16 protein-coding genes are annotated in these 21,815 nt (G+C 73.4%); 10 read left to right on the forward strand and 6 right to left on the reverse strand.

From position 1 onward, the window contains the following. Window positions 1–118: 118 nt before the first annotated feature. The 3 genes from ACFYT9_RS01435 to ACFYT9_RS01445 are packed head-to-tail and all read left to right on the forward strand — an operon-like array spanning window position 119 to window position 2,701. Window positions 119–361: a hypothetical protein gene (locus ACFYT9_RS01435; protein ID WP_376603650.1), complete on the forward strand. Its 243-nt coding sequence runs from the start codon at window positions 119–121 to the stop codon at window positions 359–361. A 1-nt stretch (window position 362) separates the two neighbouring features. Next, complete coding sequence (gene malQ / locus ACFYT9_RS01440; RefSeq protein ID WP_389160195.1) at window positions 363–2,450, forward strand: 4-alpha-glucanotransferase; 2,088 nt, start codon at window positions 363–365, stop codon at window positions 2,448–2,450. 20 nt (window positions 2,451–2,470) lie between these two features. After that, window positions 2,471–2,701 (forward strand): hypothetical protein, encoded by a 231-nt coding sequence (locus ACFYT9_RS01445; RefSeq protein WP_376603649.1) that lies wholly within the window; start codon window positions 2,471–2,473, stop codon window positions 2,699–2,701. Between the two features lie 78 nt (window positions 2,702–2,779). Here the strand turns inward: ACFYT9_RS01445 and ACFYT9_RS01450 are convergent, their stop codons facing one another. Further along, complete coding sequence (locus tag ACFYT9_RS01450) at window positions 2,780–3,286, reverse strand: MarR family winged helix-turn-helix transcriptional regulator (RefSeq protein ID WP_389160197.1); 507 nt, start codon at window positions 3,284–3,286, stop codon at window positions 2,780–2,782. Window positions 3,287–3,424: 138 nt separating this feature from the next. Between ACFYT9_RS01450 and ACFYT9_RS01455 the strand changes: the two genes are divergently transcribed. From ACFYT9_RS01455 to alc, 4 genes are read left to right on the forward strand one after another with little or no spacing between them, the layout of a single operon-like run. Beyond that, window positions 3,425–4,369, forward strand: a complete 945-nt coding sequence (locus tag ACFYT9_RS01455; RefSeq protein ID WP_389160200.1) for an EamA family transporter — start codon at window positions 3,425–3,427, stop codon at window positions 4,367–4,369. A gap of 5 nt (window positions 4,370–4,374) precedes the next feature. Beyond that, window positions 4,375–5,379, forward strand: coding sequence for a DMT family transporter (locus tag ACFYT9_RS01460; RefSeq protein WP_389160202.1), 1,005 nt, complete (start codon window positions 4,375–4,377; stop codon window positions 5,377–5,379). A gap of 9 nt (window positions 5,380–5,388) precedes the next feature. Next, complete coding sequence (locus ACFYT9_RS01465) at window positions 5,389–6,315, forward strand: LysR family transcriptional regulator (RefSeq protein ID WP_376604444.1); 927 nt, start codon at window positions 5,389–5,391, stop codon at window positions 6,313–6,315. A 58-nt stretch (window positions 6,316–6,373) separates the two neighbouring features. Beyond that, complete coding sequence (alc, locus tag ACFYT9_RS01470; protein ID WP_389160204.1) at window positions 6,374–7,498, forward strand: allantoicase; 1,125 nt, start codon at window positions 6,374–6,376, stop codon at window positions 7,496–7,498. Window positions 7,499–7,621: 123 nt separating this feature from the next. On the opposite strand, the gene pepN (ACFYT9_RS01475) is transcribed toward alc, so the two are convergent. From pepN (ACFYT9_RS01475) to ACFYT9_RS01485, 3 genes are all read right to left on the reverse strand, one after another. Beyond that, window positions 7,622–10,204: an aminopeptidase N gene (gene pepN, locus ACFYT9_RS01475; protein ID WP_389160206.1), complete on the reverse strand. Its 2,583-nt coding sequence runs from the start codon at window positions 10,202–10,204 to the stop codon at window positions 7,622–7,624. Between the two features lie 141 nt (window positions 10,205–10,345). Next, window positions 10,346–11,362 (reverse strand): aspartate-semialdehyde dehydrogenase, encoded by a 1,017-nt coding sequence (locus ACFYT9_RS01480; RefSeq protein WP_376602729.1) that lies wholly within the window; start codon window positions 11,360–11,362, stop codon window positions 10,346–10,348. Between the two features lie 194 nt (window positions 11,363–11,556). Next, entirely contained in the window at window positions 11,557–14,871 is a 3,315-nt protein-coding gene (locus ACFYT9_RS01485; protein ID WP_389160208.1) for a S8 family serine peptidase, read from the reverse strand. 604 nt (window positions 14,872–15,475) lie between these two features. Between ACFYT9_RS01485 and ACFYT9_RS01490 the strand changes: the two genes are divergently transcribed. The 3 genes from ACFYT9_RS01490 (at window position 15,476) to ACFYT9_RS01500 (ending at window position 17,913) form a co-directional block, all read left to right on the forward strand. Continuing rightward, window positions 15,476–16,054, forward strand: coding sequence for an HPP family protein (locus tag ACFYT9_RS01490; protein ID WP_389160210.1), 579 nt, complete (start codon window positions 15,476–15,478; stop codon window positions 16,052–16,054). Window positions 16,055–16,092: 38 nt separating this feature from the next. Beyond that, window positions 16,093–16,560 (forward strand): NUDIX hydrolase, encoded by a 468-nt coding sequence (locus ACFYT9_RS01495; RefSeq protein WP_389160212.1) that lies wholly within the window; start codon window positions 16,093–16,095, stop codon window positions 16,558–16,560. Between the two features lie 165 nt (window positions 16,561–16,725). Further along, window positions 16,726–17,913, forward strand: a complete 1,188-nt coding sequence (locus ACFYT9_RS01500) for a serine hydrolase domain-containing protein (protein ID WP_389160214.1) — start codon at window positions 16,726–16,728, stop codon at window positions 17,911–17,913. Window positions 17,914–17,916: 3 nt separating this feature from the next. On the opposite strand, the gene ACFYT9_RS01505 is transcribed toward ACFYT9_RS01500, so the two are convergent. Both ACFYT9_RS01505 and pepN (ACFYT9_RS01510) read right to left on the reverse strand, forming a co-directional pair. Then, complete coding sequence (locus ACFYT9_RS01505; RefSeq protein ID WP_389160215.1) at window positions 17,917–18,924, reverse strand: hypothetical protein; 1,008 nt, start codon at window positions 18,922–18,924, stop codon at window positions 17,917–17,919. Between the two features lie 216 nt (window positions 18,925–19,140). Beyond that, a complete protein-coding gene (pepN, locus tag ACFYT9_RS01510) occupies window positions 19,141–21,687 on the reverse strand; it encodes an aminopeptidase N (protein ID WP_389160217.1) in 2,547 nt (848 codons plus the stop codon). Between the last annotated feature and the right edge of the window lie 128 nt (window positions 21,688–21,815).

Raw genomic sequence — 21,815 nt, forward strand, 5'->3', positions numbered from 1 at the left:
GGTAGGGCTATCTCTCGTCGCACCCACGGCCCCGGCCACCAGCCGTACGGCCGGCCACCACGTCGAGACGAACCGGGAGACCCCCGTGACCACGACCGCCCGCCCCCAGAACGGACGGATACGGATTCCGCGCCAGACCGCCCCCGGCGGCGCCCCGCCGGACGCAGCGCCCGCGCCGGCCGACACCGCGCCGCTCATCAGCGAGCCCTCGTGGGCGGCGGTCGCCCCGCTGACCAGCGAGCCGCCCCTGGCCGGCGCCCCGCCCCTCACCAGCGAGCCGCCCCTCACCGGCGCCGCACCCCTCACCAGCGAACCCACCGCCCCCGGAAACCGGTGCGGCACGGAGTCAACCGGAGTGTGAAGTGACCCTGGCCCGCCTCGCCGCCCGTCACGGCGTCGCCACCGCGTTCAGCCCGTCCGAGGGCGTCACCGTGCCCGTGCCCGAGGCCACCGTGGTCGCCGTGCTCGGCGCCCTCGGGGTGGACGCGACCACCCCGGAGGCGGTCGCCGCCGCCCTCGGCGCGGCGGAGCGGGCCGACCGGGAGCGGCTGCTCCCGCCCACACTCGTCCGCCACACCGGGGACGGTCCGCCCGCCCCGCCCGCCGGCCTGCCCGAGGGGACCCTGCTCCGGGTCACCACCGAGGACGGCGACGTCCACACCGGCGGCGACTGGGAGCGGCTGCCGCTCGGCGTGCACACCGTGGACGCCGAGGCGCCCGACGGCCGCACCGCCCGCGCCACCCTCGTCGTCGCCCCCGCGCGGGTCCCGGCCCCCGCCACGCGCGCGTACGGCCTGCTCGTCCAGCTCTACTCGCTGCTCTCCGAACGCTCCTGGGGCATGGGCGACCTCGGCGACCTGCGCGACCTCGTCTCCTGGGCGGGCCGCGCGCACGGCGCCGGATTCGTCCAGGTCAACCCGCTGCACGCGGGCGTGCCCGGGGCCCCCTCCGACCCCTCCCCGTACCGCCCCTCCTCCCGGCGCTTCCCCGACCCCGTCCACCTGCGGATCGAACAGATCCCCGAGTACGCCCACCTGGGCCCCGGCCGGCGCGAGGAGCTGGACCGGATCCTCGCCGCCGCCGCCGAACTGCGCGAGCGCGTCCTCGGCAAGGGCACCGCCATCGACCGGGACGCCGTCTGGGCGCTCAAGCTGCGCGCCCTGGAGCTGATCGCCGCCGTCGAGCAGGGCCCGGGACGGCGCGCCGACTACCACGACTTCCTCGCCGAGCGCGGCCGCGCCCTGGAGGACCACGCCACCTACCAGGCCCTCGCCGAGCGCCACGGCCCCCACTGGCGCACCTGGCCCGAGGAGCTGCGCACCCCGGACGGCGCCGGGGCGGCCGTCCGCGCGGACGCCGCGCTCACCGCCCGGGTCGACTTCCACTGCCGGCTCGCCTGGCTGACGGACCGGCAGCTCGGCGAGGCCGCCGACGCGGCCCGGGAGGCGGGCATGGCGGTCGGGATCGTCCACGACCTCGCCGTCGGCGTGCACCCGGAGGGCTCCGACGTCTGGGCCCGGCAGGACGACTTCGCCACCGGGATGTCGGTCGGCGCCCCGCCCGACGCCTTCAACTCCCGCGGCCAGGACTGGGGTCTGCCGCCGTGGCGCCCCGACGCCCTCGCCGCCGCCGGCTACGCCCCGTACCGCGGCCTCCTCCGCGAGCTCCTGCGGCACGCGGGCGCGCTCCGGATCGACCACGTGATGGGCCTCTTCCGCCTCTGGTGGGTGCCGGAGGGCCGGGAGCCCACCGAGGGCACCTACGTCCGCTACGACGCCGAGGCGATGCTCGCCGTCCTCGTCCTGGAGGCGCACCGGGCCGGCGCCCTCGTCATCGGCGAGGACCTGGGCACGGTCGAGCCGGGGGTCCGCGAGGCGCTGGCCGCGCGCGGGGTGTTCGGCACCTCCGTGCTCTGGTTCGAGCGGGACTGGGGCGGCGGCGGCGCCCCGCTGCCGCCCGAGGCGTGGCGGTCCGGCTGCGTGGCCACCGCCACCACCCACGACCTGCCGTCCACCGCGGCCCGGCTCTCCGGCGACCACGTGCTGCTGCGCCACCGGCTCGGGCTGCTCGGCGGCGACCTGACCCGCGAGCGCGCCTCCGACGCGGCGGAGACCGCCGAGTGGCGCGGGGTCCTCCAGCGGCTCGGGCTGCTCCCGGAGGGGCCGGGGGACGAGGAGGCCGAGATCCGGGCCGTCCACCGCTTCCTGGCCCGCACCCCGGCCCGGATGGTCGGCGTGTGGCTGCCGGACCTGGTGGGGGACCGCCGGCCGCAGAACCTGCCGGGCACCTGGGACGAGTACCCCAACTGGCGGCTGCCGGTCGCGGGCCCGGACGGGCAGCCGCTGACCCTGGAACGGATCGCCGCCTCGCCCCGCGCGCACGCGCTGCTGCGGACCGTCGCGGAGGGGGTGGGAGCCCGTACGGCACCCCCGGGCGCGCGGGCCGTTTAGGTGTTCGCTACTTTTGCACCGTGGACAAGAAGAACGCCCTGCGCGCCGGCGCCGTCGCGGCCGGTACGACGCTGATGATGCTGCTCATGTCGTCCCCCGCGCTCGCGCTGACCCGCGACGACGGTGACGACCCGGCCCCCAAGCTGGAGGTCGTCGAGACCCTCGGCCTCTTCGTGGTGGCCCCGGTGGTGCTGTTCCTGGTCATCGTCGGTCTGGTGATGGTCCTCGACAAGTCCCGCAAGAAGGCATAACCGCCTCCCCCGTCCGTCTCCGAGGGCGCCGCACGGCCGACACCGGCCGTGCGGCGCCCTCGCACGTTCCGGGCCCGCTCACGCGGTCGTCGCGAGCAGCTTCCGCAGCAGTCCGGTCAGCTGCTCCGCCTCCTCCTCGGTCAGCGCCCCCTCCAGCGCCTCCCGCTGCCGCTCCAGGCCGGCGCCTACCGCCTGGTCCACCAGCTCCCGGCCGCGCTCGGTGAGCGTGACGCGCAGCCCGCGCCGGTCGTGCGGGTCGGGGCTGCGGGTGAGCAGCCCGGCCTTCTCCAGCTTGTCCAGCCGGCCGGTCATCCCGCCGGTGGTGATCATCAGCGTGGCGGTCAGCTCGCGCGGTGAGAGCGTGTACGGCGCCCCCGAGCGGCGCAGCGTCGCCAGGACGTCGAACTCCCCGAGCCCCATCCCGTAGGGCGCGTACGCCTTGTCCACCCGGCCCCGCATCGCGGCGGCCAGCCGGTAGATCCGCCCGAAGACCTCCATGGGGAGCGTGTCCAGGTCCGGGCGGACGACCGCCCACTGGGCGGCGATGGCGTCGACGGGGTCGGGCGCGGGCGGCTGCGTGTTCATGACCTCAGTGTTCCGCCTCCTTCCGGTCGATGGCAAGAAAGCCACTTGCAAGTAAGTAGCTTAGTGCTAAGTTAATTACCGCCAAGCAAGAAGTGCTCCGGGTCCACCGGAACCGCATCGCTCAGGGGGAGTCCTGTCATGTCCCGTAAGGCGGCCACCGTCGCGCTCACCGCCCTCGCCCCGATCTCCTGGGGCTCGACCTACTTCGTGACCACCGAGTTCCTGCCGGCCGACCGGCCCCTCTTCACCGGCCTCATGCGGGCCCTGCCGGCCGGCCTCCTGCTCCTGGCGCTCACCCGCAAGCTCCCGCGGGGCGCCTGGTGGTGGAAGTCGGCGGTCCTCGGCGCGCTCAACATCGGCGCCTTCTTCCCGCTGCTCTTCCTCGCCGCCTACCGGCTGCCCGGCGGCGTCGCCGCCGTCGTCGGCTCCGTCGGCCCGCTCTTCGTCGTCGGCCTCGCCGCCCTCCTCCTCGCCGAGAAGCCCACCACGCGGACCCTGCTTACCGCCGTCGCCGCCGCCTTCGGCGTCAGCCTCGTGGTCCTCAAGGCCGGGGCCGCCTTCGACCTGATCGGCGTGGGCGCCGGACTGCTCTCCTCCCTCTCGATGTCCGCCGGCGTCGTCCTCACCAAGCGCTGGGGCCGCCCCGAGGGCGTCGGCTCCCTCGCGCTCACCGGCTGGCAGCTCACCGCGGGCGGCCTGGTCATCCTGCCCGTCGCCTTCCTGGTCGAGGGCGCCCCGCCCGTCCTCACCGGCACCCACCTCGCCGGCTACGCCTACCTCGCCATCGGCAACACCGCGGTCTCGTACTTCCTCTGGTTCCGCGGCATCGAGCGGCTGGGCGCCTCCTCCGCCACCCTCCTCGGCCCGCTCTCCCCGATCACCGCCGCCGTCATCGGCTGGGCCGCGCTCGGCCAGGCGCTCGGGCCCGTGCAGGTGGTGGGCATGGTGATCGCCTTCGGCGCCACGCTGGTGGGCCAGATGGCCCCCGTGAAGTCGGCGCCCGCCCCCGTATCGTTCAGTTCTGCTGAAAAGAACGGTCAGGAAGTTTCGATGGACCTGGAGATTTCGGGGGTGCGACGGTAGGCGGCATGACCCTCACGACACCCCGCCACCCGCCCACGACCACCGCCCCCGACGACCTCCCGCCCACGACCGCCGCCCCCGGCGAATCCCCGAGACCGGCACCCGCCAAGGGTGCCGGTCTCGGTCTGCTCCTCGCCCTCCTCGCCACCGTCGTCTGGTCCGGCAGCTTCGTCGCCACCCGCGACATGGCCGACTCCGTGCCACCCGTCCAGGCGGTGTTCTGGCGCTGGATCATCGCCCTCCTCGCGGTCGCCCCCTTCGCCGCCCGCCGGCTCTGGCGGCAGCGGGCGGTCATCCGCCGCCACCTCGGATTCACCGCCCTCGCCTCGCTGTTCGGGGTCGCGCTCTACAACACCCTCGTCCACCAGGCCGGCCTCACCACCTCCGCCACCAACATGGGCATGATCATGGCCGCCTCCCCGGTGATCATGGCCCTCTACGCCCGGCTCGGCGGCGAACGCCTCGGCGCCCGCAGGATCCTGGGCACGGCCGTCGCCGTCCTCGGCGTGCTGCTGCTCGTCGGCAAGGGCTCCCTCACCGTCGACCTCGCCGCCGGCGACCTCTGGATGTTCGCGGCGGCCCTCTCCTTCGCCTCGTACAGCGCGCTCCTCAGGCGCAGGCCCCCGGAGCTCGACGGACTCGCCTTCCTCCTCACCACCTTCGTGCTCGGTGCCCTCATGCTCGCCCCCGCCTACGCCGTCTCCCTCACCGTCCAGGGCGGCTTCCCCGTCGTCCCCGGCACCGTCGGCCCGCTGCTCTACATCGGGGTGTTCTCCTCCGCCGTCGCCTTCTTCGCCTGGAACAAGGCGATCTCCCTGATCGGCGCCGCCCGCGCCGGAGTCGTGTACTACCTCCAGCCCGTCTGCGTCGCCCTGCTCTCGTACGCCCTCCTCGGCGAGCGGCTCGGCCCGGCCGGCGGCGCCTGCATGGCGCTGATCCTCGGGGGAGTGGCGCTCAGCTCCGCCTCCGGGCGCCCGGCCCCGACCGGGCGGGGGCGGACCCCCAGGTAGGTTGCGCCCATGACCGAGTGGGACATCAAGAAGCTGCACATCCTGCGCACCCTGCGCGACCGGGGCACTGTCACCGCCACCGCGGAGACCCTGCTCATGACCCCCTCGGCCGTCTCCCAGCAACTCACCAACCTCGCCAGGCAGCTCGGCGTGCCGCTCCTGGAGGCCCACGGCCGGCGCGTCCGCCTCACCGACGCCGCCCACCTCGTGCTCCGCCACGCCGAGGCCGTCTTCGCCCAGCTGGAGCGCGCCGACGCCGAACTCGACGGCTACCTCCGGGGCGAGGCGGGCCAGGTGCGGGTCGCCGCCTTCTCCACCTCCGTCCCCGCGCTCCTCGTCCCGGCCGTACGCCGGCTCCGCACCGCCCACCCCGGTCTCGACGTCCGCGTCCGCGAGGCCGAGGCGGGGGAGGCGTACGAACTCCTCACCGCCGGCGAGGTCGACCTGGCCCTCTCGCTCGCCGCCCACGCGCCCACCGCGCGCGACCCCAAGTTCAGCCGGATGCCGCTGCTCGCCGACCCCCTCGACGTCGCCCTGCCCGCCGGCCACCCCCTCGCCGACGCGCCCGGCCTCCGCCTCGCCGACCTCGCCGCCGAACCCTGGATCTTCGGCGGCTCGGGCCCCTGGTCCGAGATCACCACCGCCGCCTGCGAGGCCGCCGGCTTCGTCCCCGAGCAGGCCCACAGCGCCTCCGGCTGGACCGCCATCCTCGCCATGGTCGAGGCGGGGCTCGGGATCGCCCTCGTCCCCCGGATGGCCTCCGCGGAGCGGCGCGGCGGCACCGGGGTCGTCATGCGGGTCCTCTCCGCCGACCAGCCGCGCCGCCACGTCGTCGCCGCCGTCCGGCGCGGGGCCGAGGACGGGCCCGCGGTGGCCCGGGTGCTCGCCGCCCTCCGGCAGGCCGCCGCCGACCGCGCGACCTTTCAGCAGAACTGAACGACACCATCGAAAACATTCGATGGACCCCGGGCTCCCCCCGGAGGAGAGTCGAAGCATGACCGCTCTCGAAGACGCCCAGGACCCGCACGCCAACGACGCCGCCCCCTACGGCGGAGGCGACCCCTACGCCGACTACCGCACCGGTGACTTCCCCTTCACCGAGCTGGTCGACCTCGCCGACCGCCGCCTCGGCGCCGGCGTCGTCGCCGCCAACGACGAGTTCTTCGCCGAGCGCGAGAACCTCCTCGTCCGCGAGCGGGCCGTCTTCGACCCGGAGCACTTCGGGCACAAGGGCAAGATCATGGACGGCTGGGAGACCCGCCGCCGCCGCGGCGCCGACGCCCACAACGTCTTCCCCGCCCCCGAGGACCACGACTGGGCGATCGTCCGCCTCGGCGCCCCCGGCGTCATCAAGGGCCTGATCGTCGACACCGCCCACTTCCGCGGCAACTACCCGCAGAAGGTCAGCGTCCAGGCCACCGCCGTCGAGGGCAGCCCCGGCCCCGCCGAACTCCTCGACGCCAAGTGGGAGGAGCTGGTCCCGCCCACCCCCGTCCGCGGCCACGCCGCCAACGGCTTCACGATCGACAGCGACCGCCGCTGGACCCACGTACGCCTCTGCCAGCACCCGGACGGCGGCATCGCCCGCCTCCGCGTCCACGGCGAGGTGCTGCCCGACCCCGAGTGGCTCGACCTCCTCGGCACCGTCGACCTGCTCTCCGTCCTCAACGGCGGGTCGTACGAGGACGCCTCCGACAAGTTCTACTCCTCGCCGACCCAGATCATCCTGCCGGGCAGCTCCCGCAAGATGGACGACGGCTGGGAGAACCGCCGGCGCCGCGTCCGCGGCACCAACGACTGGGTCCGCTTCCGCCTCCCCGCCCAGGGCGCCGTCCGCGCCGTCGAGATCGACACCGCCTACCTCAAGGGCAACTCCGCCGGCTGGATCGCTCTCCAGGGCCGCAACGGCGAGGCCGGCGAGTGGTTCGAGATCATCCCGCGCACGCGCCTCCAGCCCGACACCCTGCACCGCTTCAAGCTCCCCGCCCACGCGGTCGTCACCCACGTGCGCCTCGACGCCTTCCCCGACGGCGGCGTCGCCCGCATGCGCCTGCACGGCTCGCTGACCGAGGAGGGCGCCGCCGACCTGCGCGCCCGCTTCGACCGCGCGAGCCGGTAGGGCCTGTCCGGCACCAGGAACCGGCGAAGGGGCGCCTCTGTGGGGGAGGCGCCCCTTCGTCGTACGGACATGGCCGCTCCCCACCGGTGGACACCGCGGGTGCCCACCGGTGGGGAGCGCCGGTCAGCGCCCGGCCGCCGCCGCGTCCGCCGCGCGGGCCTTCAGGGCCCGCTCGACGCCCGCCCGCGACTCCGTCACCAGGCGCCGCAGCGCCGGGACCGGGTCGGTGGCCGCGATCCACGCGTCCGTCGCGTCCAGCGTCTCCTGCGAGACCTGGAGCGTCGGGTAGAGACCGACCACGATCTGCTGGATCATCTCGTGGCTGCGGGTCTCCGACACGCGCTTGATCGACGCGAAGTACTTCTCCGTGTACGGGGCCAGCAGCTCGCGCTGGTCGGCCTGGACGAAGCCGCCGATCACCGCCTCCTGCACCGCGTTGGCCAGCTTGTCGTCCTCGACGACCGCCGCCCACGCCTCGGCCTTCGCCGCCTCGGTCGGACGCGCCGCACGGGCCGTCGCCGCGTGCCGCTCACCGGCCGCGGTGCGGTCCCGCTCCAGCTCGGCGGCGATCTCCGGCTCGTCGAAGACACCGGTCGCGGCGAGCCGCTGCACGAACGACCAGCGCAGCTCGGTGTCGACGGCCAGGCCCTCGATCGTCTCCCGGCCCTCCAGGAGCGCGGCGAGCAGGTCGAGCTGCTGCGGCGTCCTGGCGGTCGCGGCGAAGGCCCGCGCCCACGCCAGCTGGTGGTCGCTCGCCGGCTCCGCGGCCTTGAGGTGGGTGAGCGCCGCCTCGGTCCAGCGGGTCAGGCCCGCGTCCCGCCACTCCGGCGCCGCGTACAGCTCCAGGGCCGCCTTGACCTGGCCCTGGAGCGACTGCACCACGCCGATGTCCGACTCCTTGGCGATGCCGGACAGCACCAGCTCCAGGTAGTCGCGGGTGGCCAGCTCGCCGTCCCGGGTCATGTCCCAGGCGGCGGACCAGCACAGGGCGCGCGGCAGCGACTCGGTGAAGTCGCCGAGGTGCGCGGTGACGTTGTGCAGCGACACGTCGTCGAGGCGGACCTTGGCGTACGACAGGTCGTCGTCGTTCAGCAGGACGACCGCCGGGCGGGACTTGCCCACGAGCGCCGGCACCGGGGTCAGCCCGGCCGCGTCGATGTCCAGCTCCAGGCGCTCGGTGCGGACCAGCTTGCCGGCCGCGTCGAGGTCGTAGAAGCCGATCGCGATGCGGTGCGGGCGGAGCACGGCCTCGCCCTTGGCGCCGGCGGGCAGCGCCGGGGCCTCCTGCTTCACCGCGAAGGCGGTGATCGAGCCGTTCTCGTCGGTCTCGATCTCCGGGCGCAGGATGTTGATGCCGGCCGTCTCCAGCCACGCCTTCGACCAGGTCTTCAGGTCGCGCCCGGAGGTCTCCTCCAGCGCGCCCAGCAGGTCGCTCAGACGGGTGTTGCCGAAGGCGTGGCGCTGGAAGTACGCCTGCACGCCCTTGAAGAACTCGTCCTGGCCGACGTAGGCGACGAGCTGCTTGAGGACCGAGGCGCCCTTGGCGTACGTGATGCCGTCGAAGTTGACGAGCACGTCCTCCAGGTCGTTGATCTCGGCCATGATCGGGTGCGTCGACGGCAGCTGGTCCTGGCGGTAGGCCCAGGTCTTCTCCGCGTTGGCGAAGGTCGTCCAGGCGTGCGGCCAGCGGGTGCCCTCGACGGCCGCCTGGCAGGCGACGGAGGTGTAGGTGGCGAACGACTCGTTCAGCCAGAGGTCGTTCCACCACTCCATGGTCACGAGGTCGCCGAACCACATGTGGGCCAGCTCGTGCAGGATGGTCTCGGCACGCCGCTCGTAGGCCGCGTCCGTCACCTTCGAGCGGAAGACGTACTGGTCGCGGATGGTGACCGCGCCCGCGTTCTCCATCGCGCCCGCGTTGAACTCCGGCACGAACAGCTGGTCGTACTTGGCGAACGGGTAGGCGTACGCGAACTTCTCCTGGAACCAGCCGAAGCCCTGCCGGGTCACGTCGAAGATGTGGTCCGCGTCCAGGAACTCGGCCAGCGACGGACGGCAGTAGATGCCCAGCGGCACGACCTGCCCGTCCGGGCCCTCGTACGCCGAGTGCACCGAGTGGTACGGGCCGACGATCAGGGCGGTGATGTACGTGGAGATCCGCGGGGTCGGCTCGAAGGCCCACACCCCGTCCTTCGGCTCCGGCGTCGGCGAGTTGGAGATGACGCTCCAGCCCTCCGGGGCCTTCACCGTGAACTGGAAGGTCGCCTTCAGGTCCGGCTGCTCGAAGGAGGCGAAGACCCGGCGCGCGTCCGGCACCTCGAACTGGGTGTAGAGGTACGCCTGGCCGTCGACCGGGTCGACGAAGCGGTGCAGACCCTCACCGGTGTTGGTGTACGCGCAGTCCGCGACCACCCGCAGCTCGTTCGCGCCCTGCTTCAGGTGGGGCAGCGCGATCCGCGCGTCGCGGAAGACGGCGGCCACGTCCAGCGAGCGCCCGTTCAGGTCGACCTCGTGGACGGCGTCGGCGACGAGGTCGATGAAGCTCTCGGCGCCTCCCTCGGCGGAATCGAAGCGGACGGTGGTGACGGACCGGTAGGTGCCGCCCTCCTGCGCACCGGTGAGGTCCAGTTCGACCTCGTACGCGTCCACGGTCAGCAGCGCCGCCCGCTGCTGGGCCTCTTCACGGGTCAGGTTCGTACCAGGCACCCGGTCAACTCCTCGGTTTCGTGACGTTTGGGCCATCCTTCCACGGGGCGCTCGGCCCGCGCATCGAACATTTCCCAGGGCGAACACGACGAGGGGGCGGCCGTCCCGCGGACGGCCGCCCCCTCACCGGGAAGATCCGGCTCAGCCCTGGAGCTCGGCCGCCACCAGCTCCGCGATCTGCACCGCGTTCAGCGCGGCGCCCTTGCGGAGGTTGTCGTTGGAGAGGAAGAGCGCGAGGCCGTTCTCCACGGTCTCGTCGACGCGGATGCGGCCCACGTACGAGGCGTCCTTGCCGGCCGCCTGGAGCGGCGTCGGGATCTCGGACAGCACGACGCCCTCGGCGTCCTTCAGCAGCTCGTAGGCGCGCTCGACGCTGATCGGGCGGTCGAAGCGGACGTTCACCTGGAGGGAGTGGCCGGAGAAGACCGGGACGCGGACGCAGGTGCCGGAGACCTTCAGCTCCGGGATCTCCAGGATCTTGCGGGACTCGTTGCGGAGCTTCTGCTCCTCGTCGGTCTCGAAGGAGCCGTCGTCCACGATCGAGCCGGCCAGCGGGACCACGTTGAACGCGATCGGGCGCTTGTAGACGGCGGGCTCGGGGAACTCGACGGCCTCGCCGTCGAAGGCCAGCTGGTCGGCCTGCTCGGCCACCGCGCACGCCTGGGTGCGCAGCTCGGCGACGCCGGCCACGCCCGAGCCGGAGACGGCCTGGTAGGTGGTGGCGATCAGCGCGGTGAGGCCGGCCTCCTGGTGGAGCGGCTTGAGGACCGGCATGGCGGCCATCGTGGTGCAGTTCGGGTTGGCGATGATCCCCTTGGGGCGGTCCTTGATCGCGTGCGGGTTGACCTCGGAGACGACGAGGGGGACCTCGGGGTCGCGGCGCCAGGCGGAGGAGTTGTCGATCACGACGGCGCCCTGGGAGGCGACCTTCTCGGCGAGGGCCTTGGAGGTGGCGCCGCCGGCGGAGAAGAGCACGATGTCCAGGCCGGTGTAGTCGGCGGTCGAGGCGTCCTCGACGGTCACGCCGTCCACGACCGTGCCGGCGGACCGGGCGGAGGCGAAGAGCCGCAGCTCGTCCACGGGGAAGCTGCGCTCGGCCAGGATCTTGCGCATGACTGTGCCGACCTGACCGGTGGCTCCGACGATTCCGACCTTCACGGGGACTCCTCCGTACGTTTGTGCAGGCTGCTGCTGCTGTCCATGATGCGTATGTCCCGGCCCGCCTTGTCCAATCGATTGTCCGAGGGGCGGACGCGGCGCGGACGCGGGGCCGGACGCGGGCCGTGGGCGGGGCCGGACGCGGAAGGGGCGGGCACCCCGGTGGATGCCCGCCCCTCGTACCGCCCCGGGTGTTACGGGGTGACGCTGCCGATCAGGACGCTGCCGGTGCCCGCGACGGTGCCGCGCGCGTTGAGCAGCTGGACCTGGCCGAAGAACTGGCGTCCCTCGGGGGCCGGACCGCCGACGACGACCTCGGCCGGGACCTTGGTGCTCGCGCCGTTGGCGAGCGGGTAGGTCTTGGCCTCGTCCACCTTCACGGAGCCGAGCGCCGCGGAGTAGTAGACGTCCTTGTAGTCGTAGGTCGTGCCGCCCTCGGCGTGGACCGCGTAGCCGTCGATGACGACGGTGTACGTGCCGGCCTTCGGCTTGACGAGCGAGACGCTCTCCTCGGAGTCGCCGTCGGCCGACTGGGCGACGCGGACGCCGTCCAGGAGCACGCTCAGGTCGAGGTCGGCGGCCTTGTCGGAGGTGTTGCCGATCCCGATGTCGAGCCGCTCGACGCCCTCACCGATGGTGACGGTCTTCGTCTGCTGCTCGTGGTGCTGGATGGTCGGGGTCTCGACCTTGGCCGAGCCCAGCGGGCCGCCCTTCAGCTTGCCGTCGATGCCGGCGAACTTGTTGGTGACGGTCCACTCGACGGCGGACGGGGTGCCGACCTTCGCCTCGGCGACCGTCTGGACGGCCGGGTCGAAGGAGGCGCCGAGCACGGAGACGCCGAGCTTGTACGGGTTGTTCAGGTCCGGCGAGGTGCGGCGCGCCTCGACCTCGATCTCCCAGACACCGGCCTGCGGGTTGGCGTAGGAGCGGAGGTCCGGGCGGCAGGTGTTCGCCGGGTTGTAGTGCGGGTAGCAGCCCGTGGTCGCGGTCGGGTCGACCGGGACGCCGTACGGGTGGATGGCGATGAACCGGGTCTGGCTCTTCTCCTTCAGGCCGCCGATGGCGACCTCCAGGGAGGTGGCGCCCTGCGGCACGGTCACGAAGTACGACTTCGTGCTGTTGCGCTGGACCGAGCCCGAGGCGGAGAAGGAGTAGCCGGGGGCGGTCAGGTCGCTCGCGGCGACGACGGTCGACATGATCTGCTTGTCGACGCCCTCGGTGCGCCAGTCGTCGACCTCCAGGAGGACGCTGTGCACACCGGCGGTGCGCGGGCGGGCCTCCAGCTTGACGGTGACCGGCTTGTTCAGCGGCAGCGCGATCCAGTGGCTTCCGGAGATCCGGAAGGTGCCGTCGTCGTGCTTGAGGTCCAGCTCGTGCAGGAGGGTCCGGTCCGGGCCGCTGGTGCGGGTGACGGTGACGTCGTAGACCTTCTTCTGGCCGACCTTGAGGCCGCCCTCGCGGTCGTACACGCCGGAGCCGGTGTGCGGGGCCGGGAAGATCACGGTGTCGACCGGGGCCTCGACCTTGTAGGAGTGGGCGGTGGCCCCGTCCTTGATCGACTCCCAGGCCTCGTTGATGTCGATGAGACCGGCGCCCTGCTCGTGGGCCCCGACACCCGGGATCCGCTGCGCGGTCGAGGTGAGGGCGGTACGGAGGGTCAGCGGGGAGAGCTCGATGCCGCGCTGCTTGGCGGCGGAGAGCAGCAGCGCGCTCGCGCCGGCGACCTGCGGGGACGACATCGAGGTGCCGTTCAGCATGCCGTAGCCGGCCGGGAGGCTGTAGCCCGCCTCGGCGACGCCGGAGCCGGCCTGCCAGGTCGGGATGGTGTTCACGGCCGAACCCGGGCCGGTGATGGTCGGGGTGGCGCCGCCGTCCTCACGCGGACCGCGCGAGGAGAAGGGGAACATGGCGTACTTCTTGTCGACGGCAGAGCCGTAGTTGGCGGCCCAGGTCGACTGGGAGACGGCCGCGCCGACCGAGACGACCTTCTCGGCCAGGCTGGGGTCGCCGATGGTGTTGGTGCCGGGGCCGGAGTTGCCGGCCGAGATCACCAGCTGCACGCCGTACTCGTCGATGAGACGGGTGTAGAGGCGGGCGCGGACGTTGTCGCCGTCGTTCAGCGCGGGCAGGCCGCCGATCGACATGTTGACGATGTCGACGCCGCGGTTGACGACGAGGTCGACCATGCCCTCGGTGAGGGCGACGTTGGTGCAGCCGCCGTCCCAGGTGCAGGCGCGGGAGGAGACGAGCTTCGCGCCGGGCGCGGCGCCGTTCATCTTGCCGCCGAAGAGGCCCTTGGCGGCGGTGATGCCGGCGACGTGGGTGCCGTGCGAGGACTCGACGATGCCGATGTTGACGAAGTCGCGCTTCTGGCCGACCCAGGTGCCGCCGTACGGGTCCATCGGGACGTCCTTGCGGATCTCCACGACGAACGGGGTGCGCTCGACGACCTCGGTGGCGGGGTTGTCGGTGCCGAAGTGGCCGATGCCGTAGCCGTCCTTGTACGGCTTCAGCGGCGCGTTGTCCGTGAAGTCGTTGTTCTGGTCGGTGTCGACGCGGACGGTGCCGGCGGCGGGGTCGTACAGCATGCCGAAGACGTCGGTGGTGTCGCCGTCGCGGTTGATGTCACCGGCCGGGTCACCGCCCGCCGTGACGGACTCGCTGAAGCGGCTCCACTGGTAGGCGCCCGCGGGGGCCTTCCAGGACTGGGTGCCGGCGGTGAAGACAGGACCCGTGACCGGGGCGTTCTGGACGCGCCAGGTGAGGTCGCCCTCGGTGATCGGGTCGGTGGCCGTCACCCAGTCGACGATCTTGCGCTCGCCGGTGGTGGTCTTCTGGAGGGCCGGGTGGCCCAGGTCGACGCCCGAGTCGAGGATGCCGATGGTCACGCCGCGGCCGTCGGCGCGGGAGTGGTCCTCGACGAACTCGACGGCGCCCGTCTCGTGGGACGGGTTGTACGGGTTCTTCGCCGGGGTGCGGTTCGACGGCGCCGGGTAGGTCCGGTCCACCGTGGTGCCCTCGACGGCGCCGGCGACACCGGCGTCGGGACGCGGGTCGTCCAGCTGGATCTCGGCCTGGAGGTCGACCGACTGGACGGCGGAGAGCTTGGTGGCGGCCTTGATCGCGGCCTCGGCCTTGCCGGTCGGCAGGGTGGCGCGGACGTAGCCGAGCTCGTCGTTGCGGTTGCCGACCGAGCCGCCGGGGACGGCGTCGAGCTGGCCGGCGACCTGCTCGGTCGCGCCGGGCGCGGTCGCGACCAGGATGGTGACGTGAGCCTCGCCGGCGGCCTCGGCCTCGGCGAGGCGCTGCGCGTCGGTGGCGCCGAGCTTGTCGGCGGGCTCCGCGGTCTTCACCGGGGGAGTCGTCACCGGGTCGTCGGCGGCGAGGACCGGGGCGGCACCGGCCGCGACGAGCGCGGTCACCAGGCCGGCGGCGGCGGCGATCCGGGCCGCTCGTCTGGTCCCGGTCGAGCGCCCGGGTATGGAGCTCTGCGTTTCGGGGGTGGTCATTTACATCCCTGTTTGTGAAAGAAGAGGGTCCGGAATCCGGTACCGGATGACCGCTCAGCCTTTCGTAAATGACCAGCCTTTGTGGAGAGTTCGCGGAGGGCGGGTTGTCCCCGTGGCGTACATCCGCCACCGCGCGTCCTCCGCCACGGACGACGAATCGCCCCCAACGAGGGCGATTCGACCGCCGGTTGTGGATCACCGCTCCTTCGCCCGGGCGCGGCTTCGTCCGTGCCGAGGACCGGCGCGCGCCGGAACGCCGCGCGCCGGAACGCCGCGCGCCGGAACGGCGCGACTGTCGGGGCGGCGCGATGTTCCTCACGCTCGGCGACCCGGAGACCGGCGGCGGGGCCGGTCTCCGCTTCCTGGGCCGGGAGGACGGCGCGACCCTCCGGCTCGGCGGTCGGATGCAAATGGTATACCGTTTAGGGGGCGGTTCGTCCGCTTCCGGGTCGACAGCGTCGTCGAGACCCCGGCCGCCGGCCCCCGCGCCGGTCCGCGCCCGAGCGCTCCCCGGCCCGTCCGACCACCCCCTGAACCCGCTCCACCCGCTCCACCGCACCTGCCGCCCGCACGCGGACTCCCGATCCACGATCCCGAGGAACCCGTGACCACCACCCCGGCTCCCGAGGCCACCGTGCCCGCGCCGTCCGCGCCCACCGCCACCGCCACCGCCATCCCGACCTCCGCCCCCGCCCCCGCTCCCGTCCGTCCGGGCCCGCCGCCCCGCCCCCGCCCGCTCGCGGTCCTCGCCGCCACCGGCGCCAGCACCGCCGCCCTGCTCCTCCTGGTCGCGCTCGGCACCGTGCTGCACCACCCGCTGCTGATCCCGCCGCTCGCCGCGAGCATGGCCCTCGTCGCCGCCTCCCCGGACCTGCCGCTCTCCCAGCCCCGCTCGCTGATCGGCGGCCAGCTCCTCGCCGCTCTCGCCGGCTTCGCCGTCCTCGCGGTCGCGGGCCCCGGCCTGTGGAGCGCCGCCGTCGCCGGCGGACTCGCCCTCGGAGTGATGATGCTCGCCCGCGCCCCGCATTCCCCGGCCGCCGCCACCGCCGTGATCGTCGCCCTGGAGGCCCCGCCGTTCTGGACCTTCACCGGCCTCCTGCTCACCTCCTGCCTCCTCCTCGTCGCGGTCGGCCTGCTCGCCGCCCGCGCCGGCCGCCGCCGCTACCCCGCCTACTGGTTCTGACCGGCCGTCCCTCACCCCCCATCGCCTAACCTCGGCGCATGAGACAGGAGTTGAGGGTGGCGGCCTACGCCGTGTGCGTCCGTGACGGCGAGGTCCTCCTCGCCCGCTGGGTGGCCAAGGACGGGACGAGACGCTGGACCCTGCCCGGCGGCGGCATGGACCACGGCGAGGAACCCCTCGCCACCGTCGTCCGCGAGGTCGAGGAGGAGACGGGGTACGTCTCCGAGCCCGTCGCCCTCCTCGGCGTCGACTCGGTCGTACGCGAGTGGCTGCCGCGCGTCGGAGCCCCGGGCTCCTGGCAGGGACTCCGCCTCCTCTACGAGGCCCGGATCACCGGCGGCGCGCTCCGCCCCGAGACCGGTGGCTCCACCGACCTGGCCGCCTGGCACCCCCTCGACACCGTCCCCGGCCTCCCCCGGGTCCACCTCGTCGACGTCGGCCTCGACCTCTGGCGTGCCCGCCCCCCGCTCGGCCACTCCGGCCTCGCCGACCCCGGCCGCAACTGAACCCCCGCCGCACCCCGCGGGCCCGTCCGGCGCCCCTCCTTCCGCCGCCCCCGCCGAACGGCTGAAAACGGCTCAACCGGTACGCGACCGCTCAACCCTCCCGCCCCGCCCCCGGTCCTCCCGGCCGACCGCAGTACCGGAGCACCAGGGACACAGGGGACCCACATGACCGCCACCCGCACCACCCGCACCACCCGCACCGTCGTCGCCGCGGCCCTCGCCGCCGGCCTCACCGTCACGGCGCTCGCCGCGCCCGCCCTCGCCGCGAGCCCGGCGGCCCCCGCCCCCGCCGCCCCCGCCGCCCCCGCGAAGAAGGGCCACGCGGCCACCCAGGCGGCGCTCGACGCCAACGTCGCCGCCGGCGTCCCCGGCGCCGTCGCCCAGGCCCGGGTGGACGGCCGCTCCTGGACCGGCACCGCCGGCGAGCGCCGCGGCGACGACCGCTACCGCGTCGGCTCCATCACCAAGACCTTCACCGCCACCGTCCTCCTCCAGCTCCAGGCCGAGGGCCGGATCGACCTGGACGACCCGGTCGAGAAGTGGCTCCCGAAGCTGGTCCGGGGCAACGGCCACGACGGACGGAAGATCACCGTCCGCCAGCTCCTCAACCACACCAGCGGCGTCTACAGCTACACCGAGGACCCCGCCTTCCAGGAGAAGGTCTTCGGCCCCGGCTTCCTGAAGCACCGCTACGACACCTGGAACCCGCGCGATCTCGTCGGCATCGCCATGGAGCACGCCCCCGCCTTCGCCCCCGGCACCTCCTGGAGCTACTCCAACACCAACTTCGTCCTGGCCGGCCTGGTCATCGAGAAGGTCACCGGCCGCCCCTACGGCAAGGCCGTCGAGAACCGGATCATCAAGCCCCTCAAGCTCCGCGCCACCAGCGTCCCCGGCACCAGGGTGAACATCCCCCGGCCCAGCAGCCGCGCCTACTCCACCCTCGTCCCCGACGCGTCCGCCCCCGTCCACGACGTCACCGCGCTCAACCCCTCCCTCGCCCATGCCGCCGGCGAGATGATCTCCGACTCCGCCGACCTCCAGACCTTCTACCGCGCCCTCCTCAAGGGCCGGCTCCTCCCCGGGGCCGAGCTGCGCGAACTGACCACCACCGTGCCGGTCTCCCCCCAGCACCCCGACTTCCGCTACGGCCTCGGCATCTCCTCGCAGAAGCTGAGCTGCGGCACCGAGATCTGGGGCCACGGCGGCGGCATCCACGGCTCGCTCTCGGAGGCGTACACCACCCGCGACGGCCGACACACCCTCGCCGCCAACATCAACGCCGACTGGACCGGAGACACCCAGGCCGTCATCGAGGCCGAGTTCTGCGGCACGCTCCCGCCGAAGAAGTAGCCCTCACCGGGGCAGGACGACGACGTACGCGGCGGGCTGCCGCTCCGACGCGGCCATCAGCGCCGTACGGACCACGGTGGCCTGCTGGTCCATGGCCTCCCGCAGCTTGCGGGGGGTCAGGTGGACCACCGTGATCCCCAGCCGCTCCAGGTGCTCCCGCTTGCGGGTGTACTCGGACCACAGGGCGTCCTCGTCCTGCCGGGGCGCCCGGGTGTCCAGCTCCACCGCCACCGCCTGGTCCGGCCAGTAGGCGTCCACCCCGCCCAGGTGCGGGCCGCCCGGCAGCCGCAGGTCCACGTTCCACACCGGGTCCGGCAGCGCGAAGTCCCGCACCATCTCGTACAGCCGCTCCTCCGACAGCGCCCGCCCCTCCACCAGCAGCGAATCCACCGCGTCCACCACGTGCGGCCGGGTCAGCAGCCGCGCCCGGCTCAACTCGCGTACCAGCAGAGCCGGCTCGCAGTGGCCGCCACGCACCGCCTCGGTGAGCAGCCGGCGGACCGTCTCGGCGTCCTGGAGCCCCGACACGGCGTCGGTGACCGCCCGCGCGACCGGCGCCACCGGCAGCCCGGTCAGCTCCACCGGCTCCGGGGACTCCGGCGCCCGCACCACCCGCACGAAACCGGTCGAGCGCAGCCGCCGGGTCCGCCCCACCAGCACCTCGATCCGGTCCAGGGCGGTCAGCGGGGGAGCGGAGGAGAAGCCGTGCAGGGCGAGCGCGGCGAGTCCGGTGACCATCGCGCCCGGCCCGTCCAGCGGCGCCTCGCCGTCCCTGCGGGCGTACAGCAGCGCGGCCCGCAGCCGGTCGTCGCTGGTCGGCGCCCCGGGGTGGAGCAGGAAGACGCCCGGCAGCAGCTGCTGCCAGTCGCCGCCCGCCGCGGCCCGCCCGGCGACCTCCGCGGCGGGGACGCCCATGGCGCGCAACTGGCCGGTGGACGCGAGGCGTTGCGTGAGACCCGCGGGGGAGGAGAGGGGGCGGGGGCGGGGGGTGATGGGGGTGTTCTGGTTCATGCCGGGGGTCTTCCGCTCCCCGGTCCGGTCCTAACGGCCTGTTACAAGGCAGTGGCCGAACCAGCACAAGACGGGGCTAAAGTACGCACGTTCGACTGCCGAGAAGGACCGCGCGGACCAGCCCGCCGACCGCGGCCGGGCGGGTCCCCCACGCGTCACCCGCCGGCCCCGGACGTCGGGAGGGGCCCGCGCCCGCGGGCCCCTCCCGACCGCCGGTCAGTCCTCCAGCGCGTCGCACTCCTGGGCCCGCAGCGCGCGGGCCAGGTCGTCGCGGGCCTCCAGGACGAGCCGGCGCAGCGCCGGAGCCGCCTCCGCGTGCTCCGCCAGCCAGGCGTCGGTCGCCGCCAGCGTCTCCGGACGGTCCTGGAGCGCCGGATAGAGACCCCGCACCACGTCCATGCCGATCTGGATCGACCGCTCGGCCCAGATCCGCTCGATCGCCGCGAAGTACTTCTCCGCGTACGGGGCGGTCAGCTCGCGCTGCGAAGGCTGCGCGAACCCGGCGATCACCGCGCCGGCCAGCGCGTTCGACAGCGTGTCCGACTCGACGACCTGCGCCCACGCCTGCGCCTTGACCGCGGCCGACGGGCGCGCGGCGAGGAGGCGCACCTGGTGGCGCTTGCCGCTCGCGGTGTCGTCCCGGGCGAGCTCCTCGCCGATCCGCTTCTCGTCGGCCCGCCCCTGCTCGGCGAGCGCCGAGAGCAGCGCCCAGCGCAGCTCCTGGTCGACGTCCAGGCCGTCGATCCGGGCCGTGCCGGCGAGCAGCCCCTCCAGGAGCTGGAGGTCGGCGTCCGAGGAGGCGGTCGCGGCGAAGAAGCGGGCCCAGGTCAGCTGGTGCTCGCTGCCCGGCTCGGCGAGCCGCAGCTCACGCAGCCCGCCCTCGGCGAGCAGCCGGCCGCCCTCGGCGCGCCACGCCGGGGAGGTGTAGTGGGTGACGGCGGTCCGCGCCCAGGTGTGCACCATCTGGAGGACGCCGATGTCGGTCTCGCGGCCCGCGAAGGCGAGCACGGCGGCGACGAAGTCGCGGGCCGGCATCAGCCCGTCCCGGGTCAGGTTCCACAGCGCCGACCAGCACAGGGCGCGCGCCAGCGGATCGGTGATGTCGCCGAGGTGCTCGCGGAGGGTGTCCAGCGAGCCCTCGTCGAAACGGACCTTGCAGTAGGTGAGGTCGTCGTCGTTGACGAGCACGAGCGCCGGCCGCTCGCTTCCGGCCAGTTCCCCGACGACGGTCCGGACCCCGGCGACATCGGCCTCCACGCGCGCGTACCGGACGAGTTCGCCGTCGGTCAGCCGGTAGAGGCCGACCGCGACGCGGTGCGGGCGCAGCTCGTCGCCCTCCTGGAGGACGGCGAGCTCGGTGATCCGGCCCTCGGCGTCGTAGGTGAGCTCGGGGGCGAGCACATTGACGCCGGAGGTCTGCAGCCAGGACTTCGACCAGTTCCTCATGTCCCGGCCGGAGGTCTCCTCCAGGACGGCGAGCAGGTCGGCGAGGCGGGTGTTGCCGAACGCGTGGCGCTTGAAGTAGCGGCGGGCGCCCTCCAGGAAGGCGTCCCGGCCCACGTAGGCGACGAGCTGCTTGAGGACCGAGGCGCCCTTGGCGTAGGTGATGCCGTCGAAGTTGAGCTTGGCGGCCTCCAGGTCACGGATGTCGGCCGTGACCGGGTGGGTGGACGGCAGCTGGTCGGCGCGGTAGGCCCAGGCCTTGCGGTTGTTGGCGAAGGTGACCCAGCTGTCGGTGAAGCGGGTGGCCTCGGCGAGCGAGAAGGAGCCCATGAAGTCGGCGAAGGACTCCTTGAGCCACAGGTCGTCCCACCAGACCATGGTGACGAGGTCGCCGAACCACATGTGGGCCATCTCGTGCAGGATCGTGTTCGAGCGCCGCTCGTACGCCGCCCGCGTGACCTTGCCCCGGTAGATGTACTCCTCCATGAAGGTGACCATGCCGGGGTTCTCCATGGCGCCGAGGTTGTACTCGGGCACGAAGGCCTGGTCGTACTTGCCGAAGGGGTACGGGTAGTCGAAGGTGTCGTGGAAGAAGTCGAAGCCCTGCTTGGTGACGAGGAAGACGTCGTCCGCGTCGAAGTGCTTCGCGAGCCCCTTGCGGCACATCGCGCCGAGCGGGATCTCGATGTCGCCGCGCCGGTAGGTGTCGGTGACGTAGTGGTACGGCCCGGCCACCACGCAGGTGATGTACGTGGAGATCGGCGCCGTCTCGGCGAACCGCCACACCCCCTCGGCGTCGCGCTCGCCCGCGCCGTTGCTCCACACGTTCCAGCCGTCGGGCGCGGTGACCTCGAAGCGGTACGGGGCCTTGAGGTCGGGCTGCTCGAAGTTGGCGTAGACCCGGCGGGCGTCGGCCGGCTCGTACTGGGTGTACAGGTACACCTCGCCGTCCTCGGGGTCGACGAAGCGGTGCATGCCCTCGCCGGTGCGGCTGTACGCGCACCGCGCGTCGACGACCAGCACGTTCTCGTCGGCCAGCCCGTCCAGGGCGATCCGGGTGCCGTCGAAGACGACCGCGGGGTCGAGCGCCCGCCCGTTGAGGGTGACGGAGGTCACCGACGGCGCGACGAGATCCGCGAAGGTCGCGTCTCCCTCGCCGGTGCGGCGGAAGCGGATCGTCGTCACCGAGCGGAAGGTGCGTACCGCCTCCGTGGACTCGCCGACCGCGGAGCGCAGGTCGAGGGCGACCTCGTAGCCGTCGACGGACAGCAGGGCCGCCCGCTCGTGGGCCTCGTCGCGGGACAGGTTCTCACCGGGCACGGTCACTCCTTCGTGGCGTGTTCGAAACAGCACCGATCCTCCCATGCGCTCCTTTCACCGGGCGCACGGGAATGCCGACACGGACGCGTGGTGTTGCGACAGGTCGGCACATCCGTACCGCACGTCCG

The sequence above is a fragment of the Streptomyces sp. NPDC004435 genome, assembly GCF_042873895.1.
In the GTDB taxonomy this organism is placed as follows: Bacteria; Actinomycetota; Actinomycetes; order Streptomycetales; family Streptomycetaceae; genus Streptomyces.

Excerpts from the sequence above, each read along its gene's own strand:
- ACFYT9_RS01450 (WP_389160197.1), bottom strand. The coding sequence starts at position 3,286 with ATGAACACGCAGCCGCCCGCGCCCGACCCCGTCGACGCCATCGCCGCC.
- ACFYT9_RS01455 (WP_389160200.1), top strand. The coding sequence starts at position 3,425 with ATGTCCCGTAAGGCGGCCACCGTCGCGCTCACCGCCCTCGCCCCGATC.
- ACFYT9_RS01460 (WP_389160202.1), top strand. The coding sequence starts at position 4,375 with ATGACCCTCACGACACCCCGCCACCCGCCCACGACCACCGCCCCCGAC.
- ACFYT9_RS01465 (WP_376604444.1), top strand. The coding sequence starts at position 5,389 with ATGACCGAGTGGGACATCAAGAAGCTGCACATCCTGCGCACCCTGCGC.
- alc (WP_389160204.1), top strand. The coding sequence starts at position 6,374 with ATGACCGCTCTCGAAGACGCCCAGGACCCGCACGCCAACGACGCCGCC.
- ACFYT9_RS01485 (WP_389160208.1), bottom strand. The coding sequence starts at position 14,871 with ATGACCACCCCCGAAACGCAGAGCTCCATACCCGGGCGCTCGACCGGG.
- ACFYT9_RS01495 (WP_389160212.1), top strand. The coding sequence starts at position 16,093 with ATGAGACAGGAGTTGAGGGTGGCGGCCTACGCCGTGTGCGTCCGTGAC.
- ACFYT9_RS01500 (WP_389160214.1), top strand. The coding sequence starts at position 16,726 with ATGACCGCCACCCGCACCACCCGCACCACCCGCACCGTCGTCGCCGCG.
- ACFYT9_RS01505 (WP_389160215.1), bottom strand. The coding sequence starts at position 18,924 with ATGAACCAGAACACCCCCATCACCCCCCGCCCCCGCCCCCTCTCCTCC.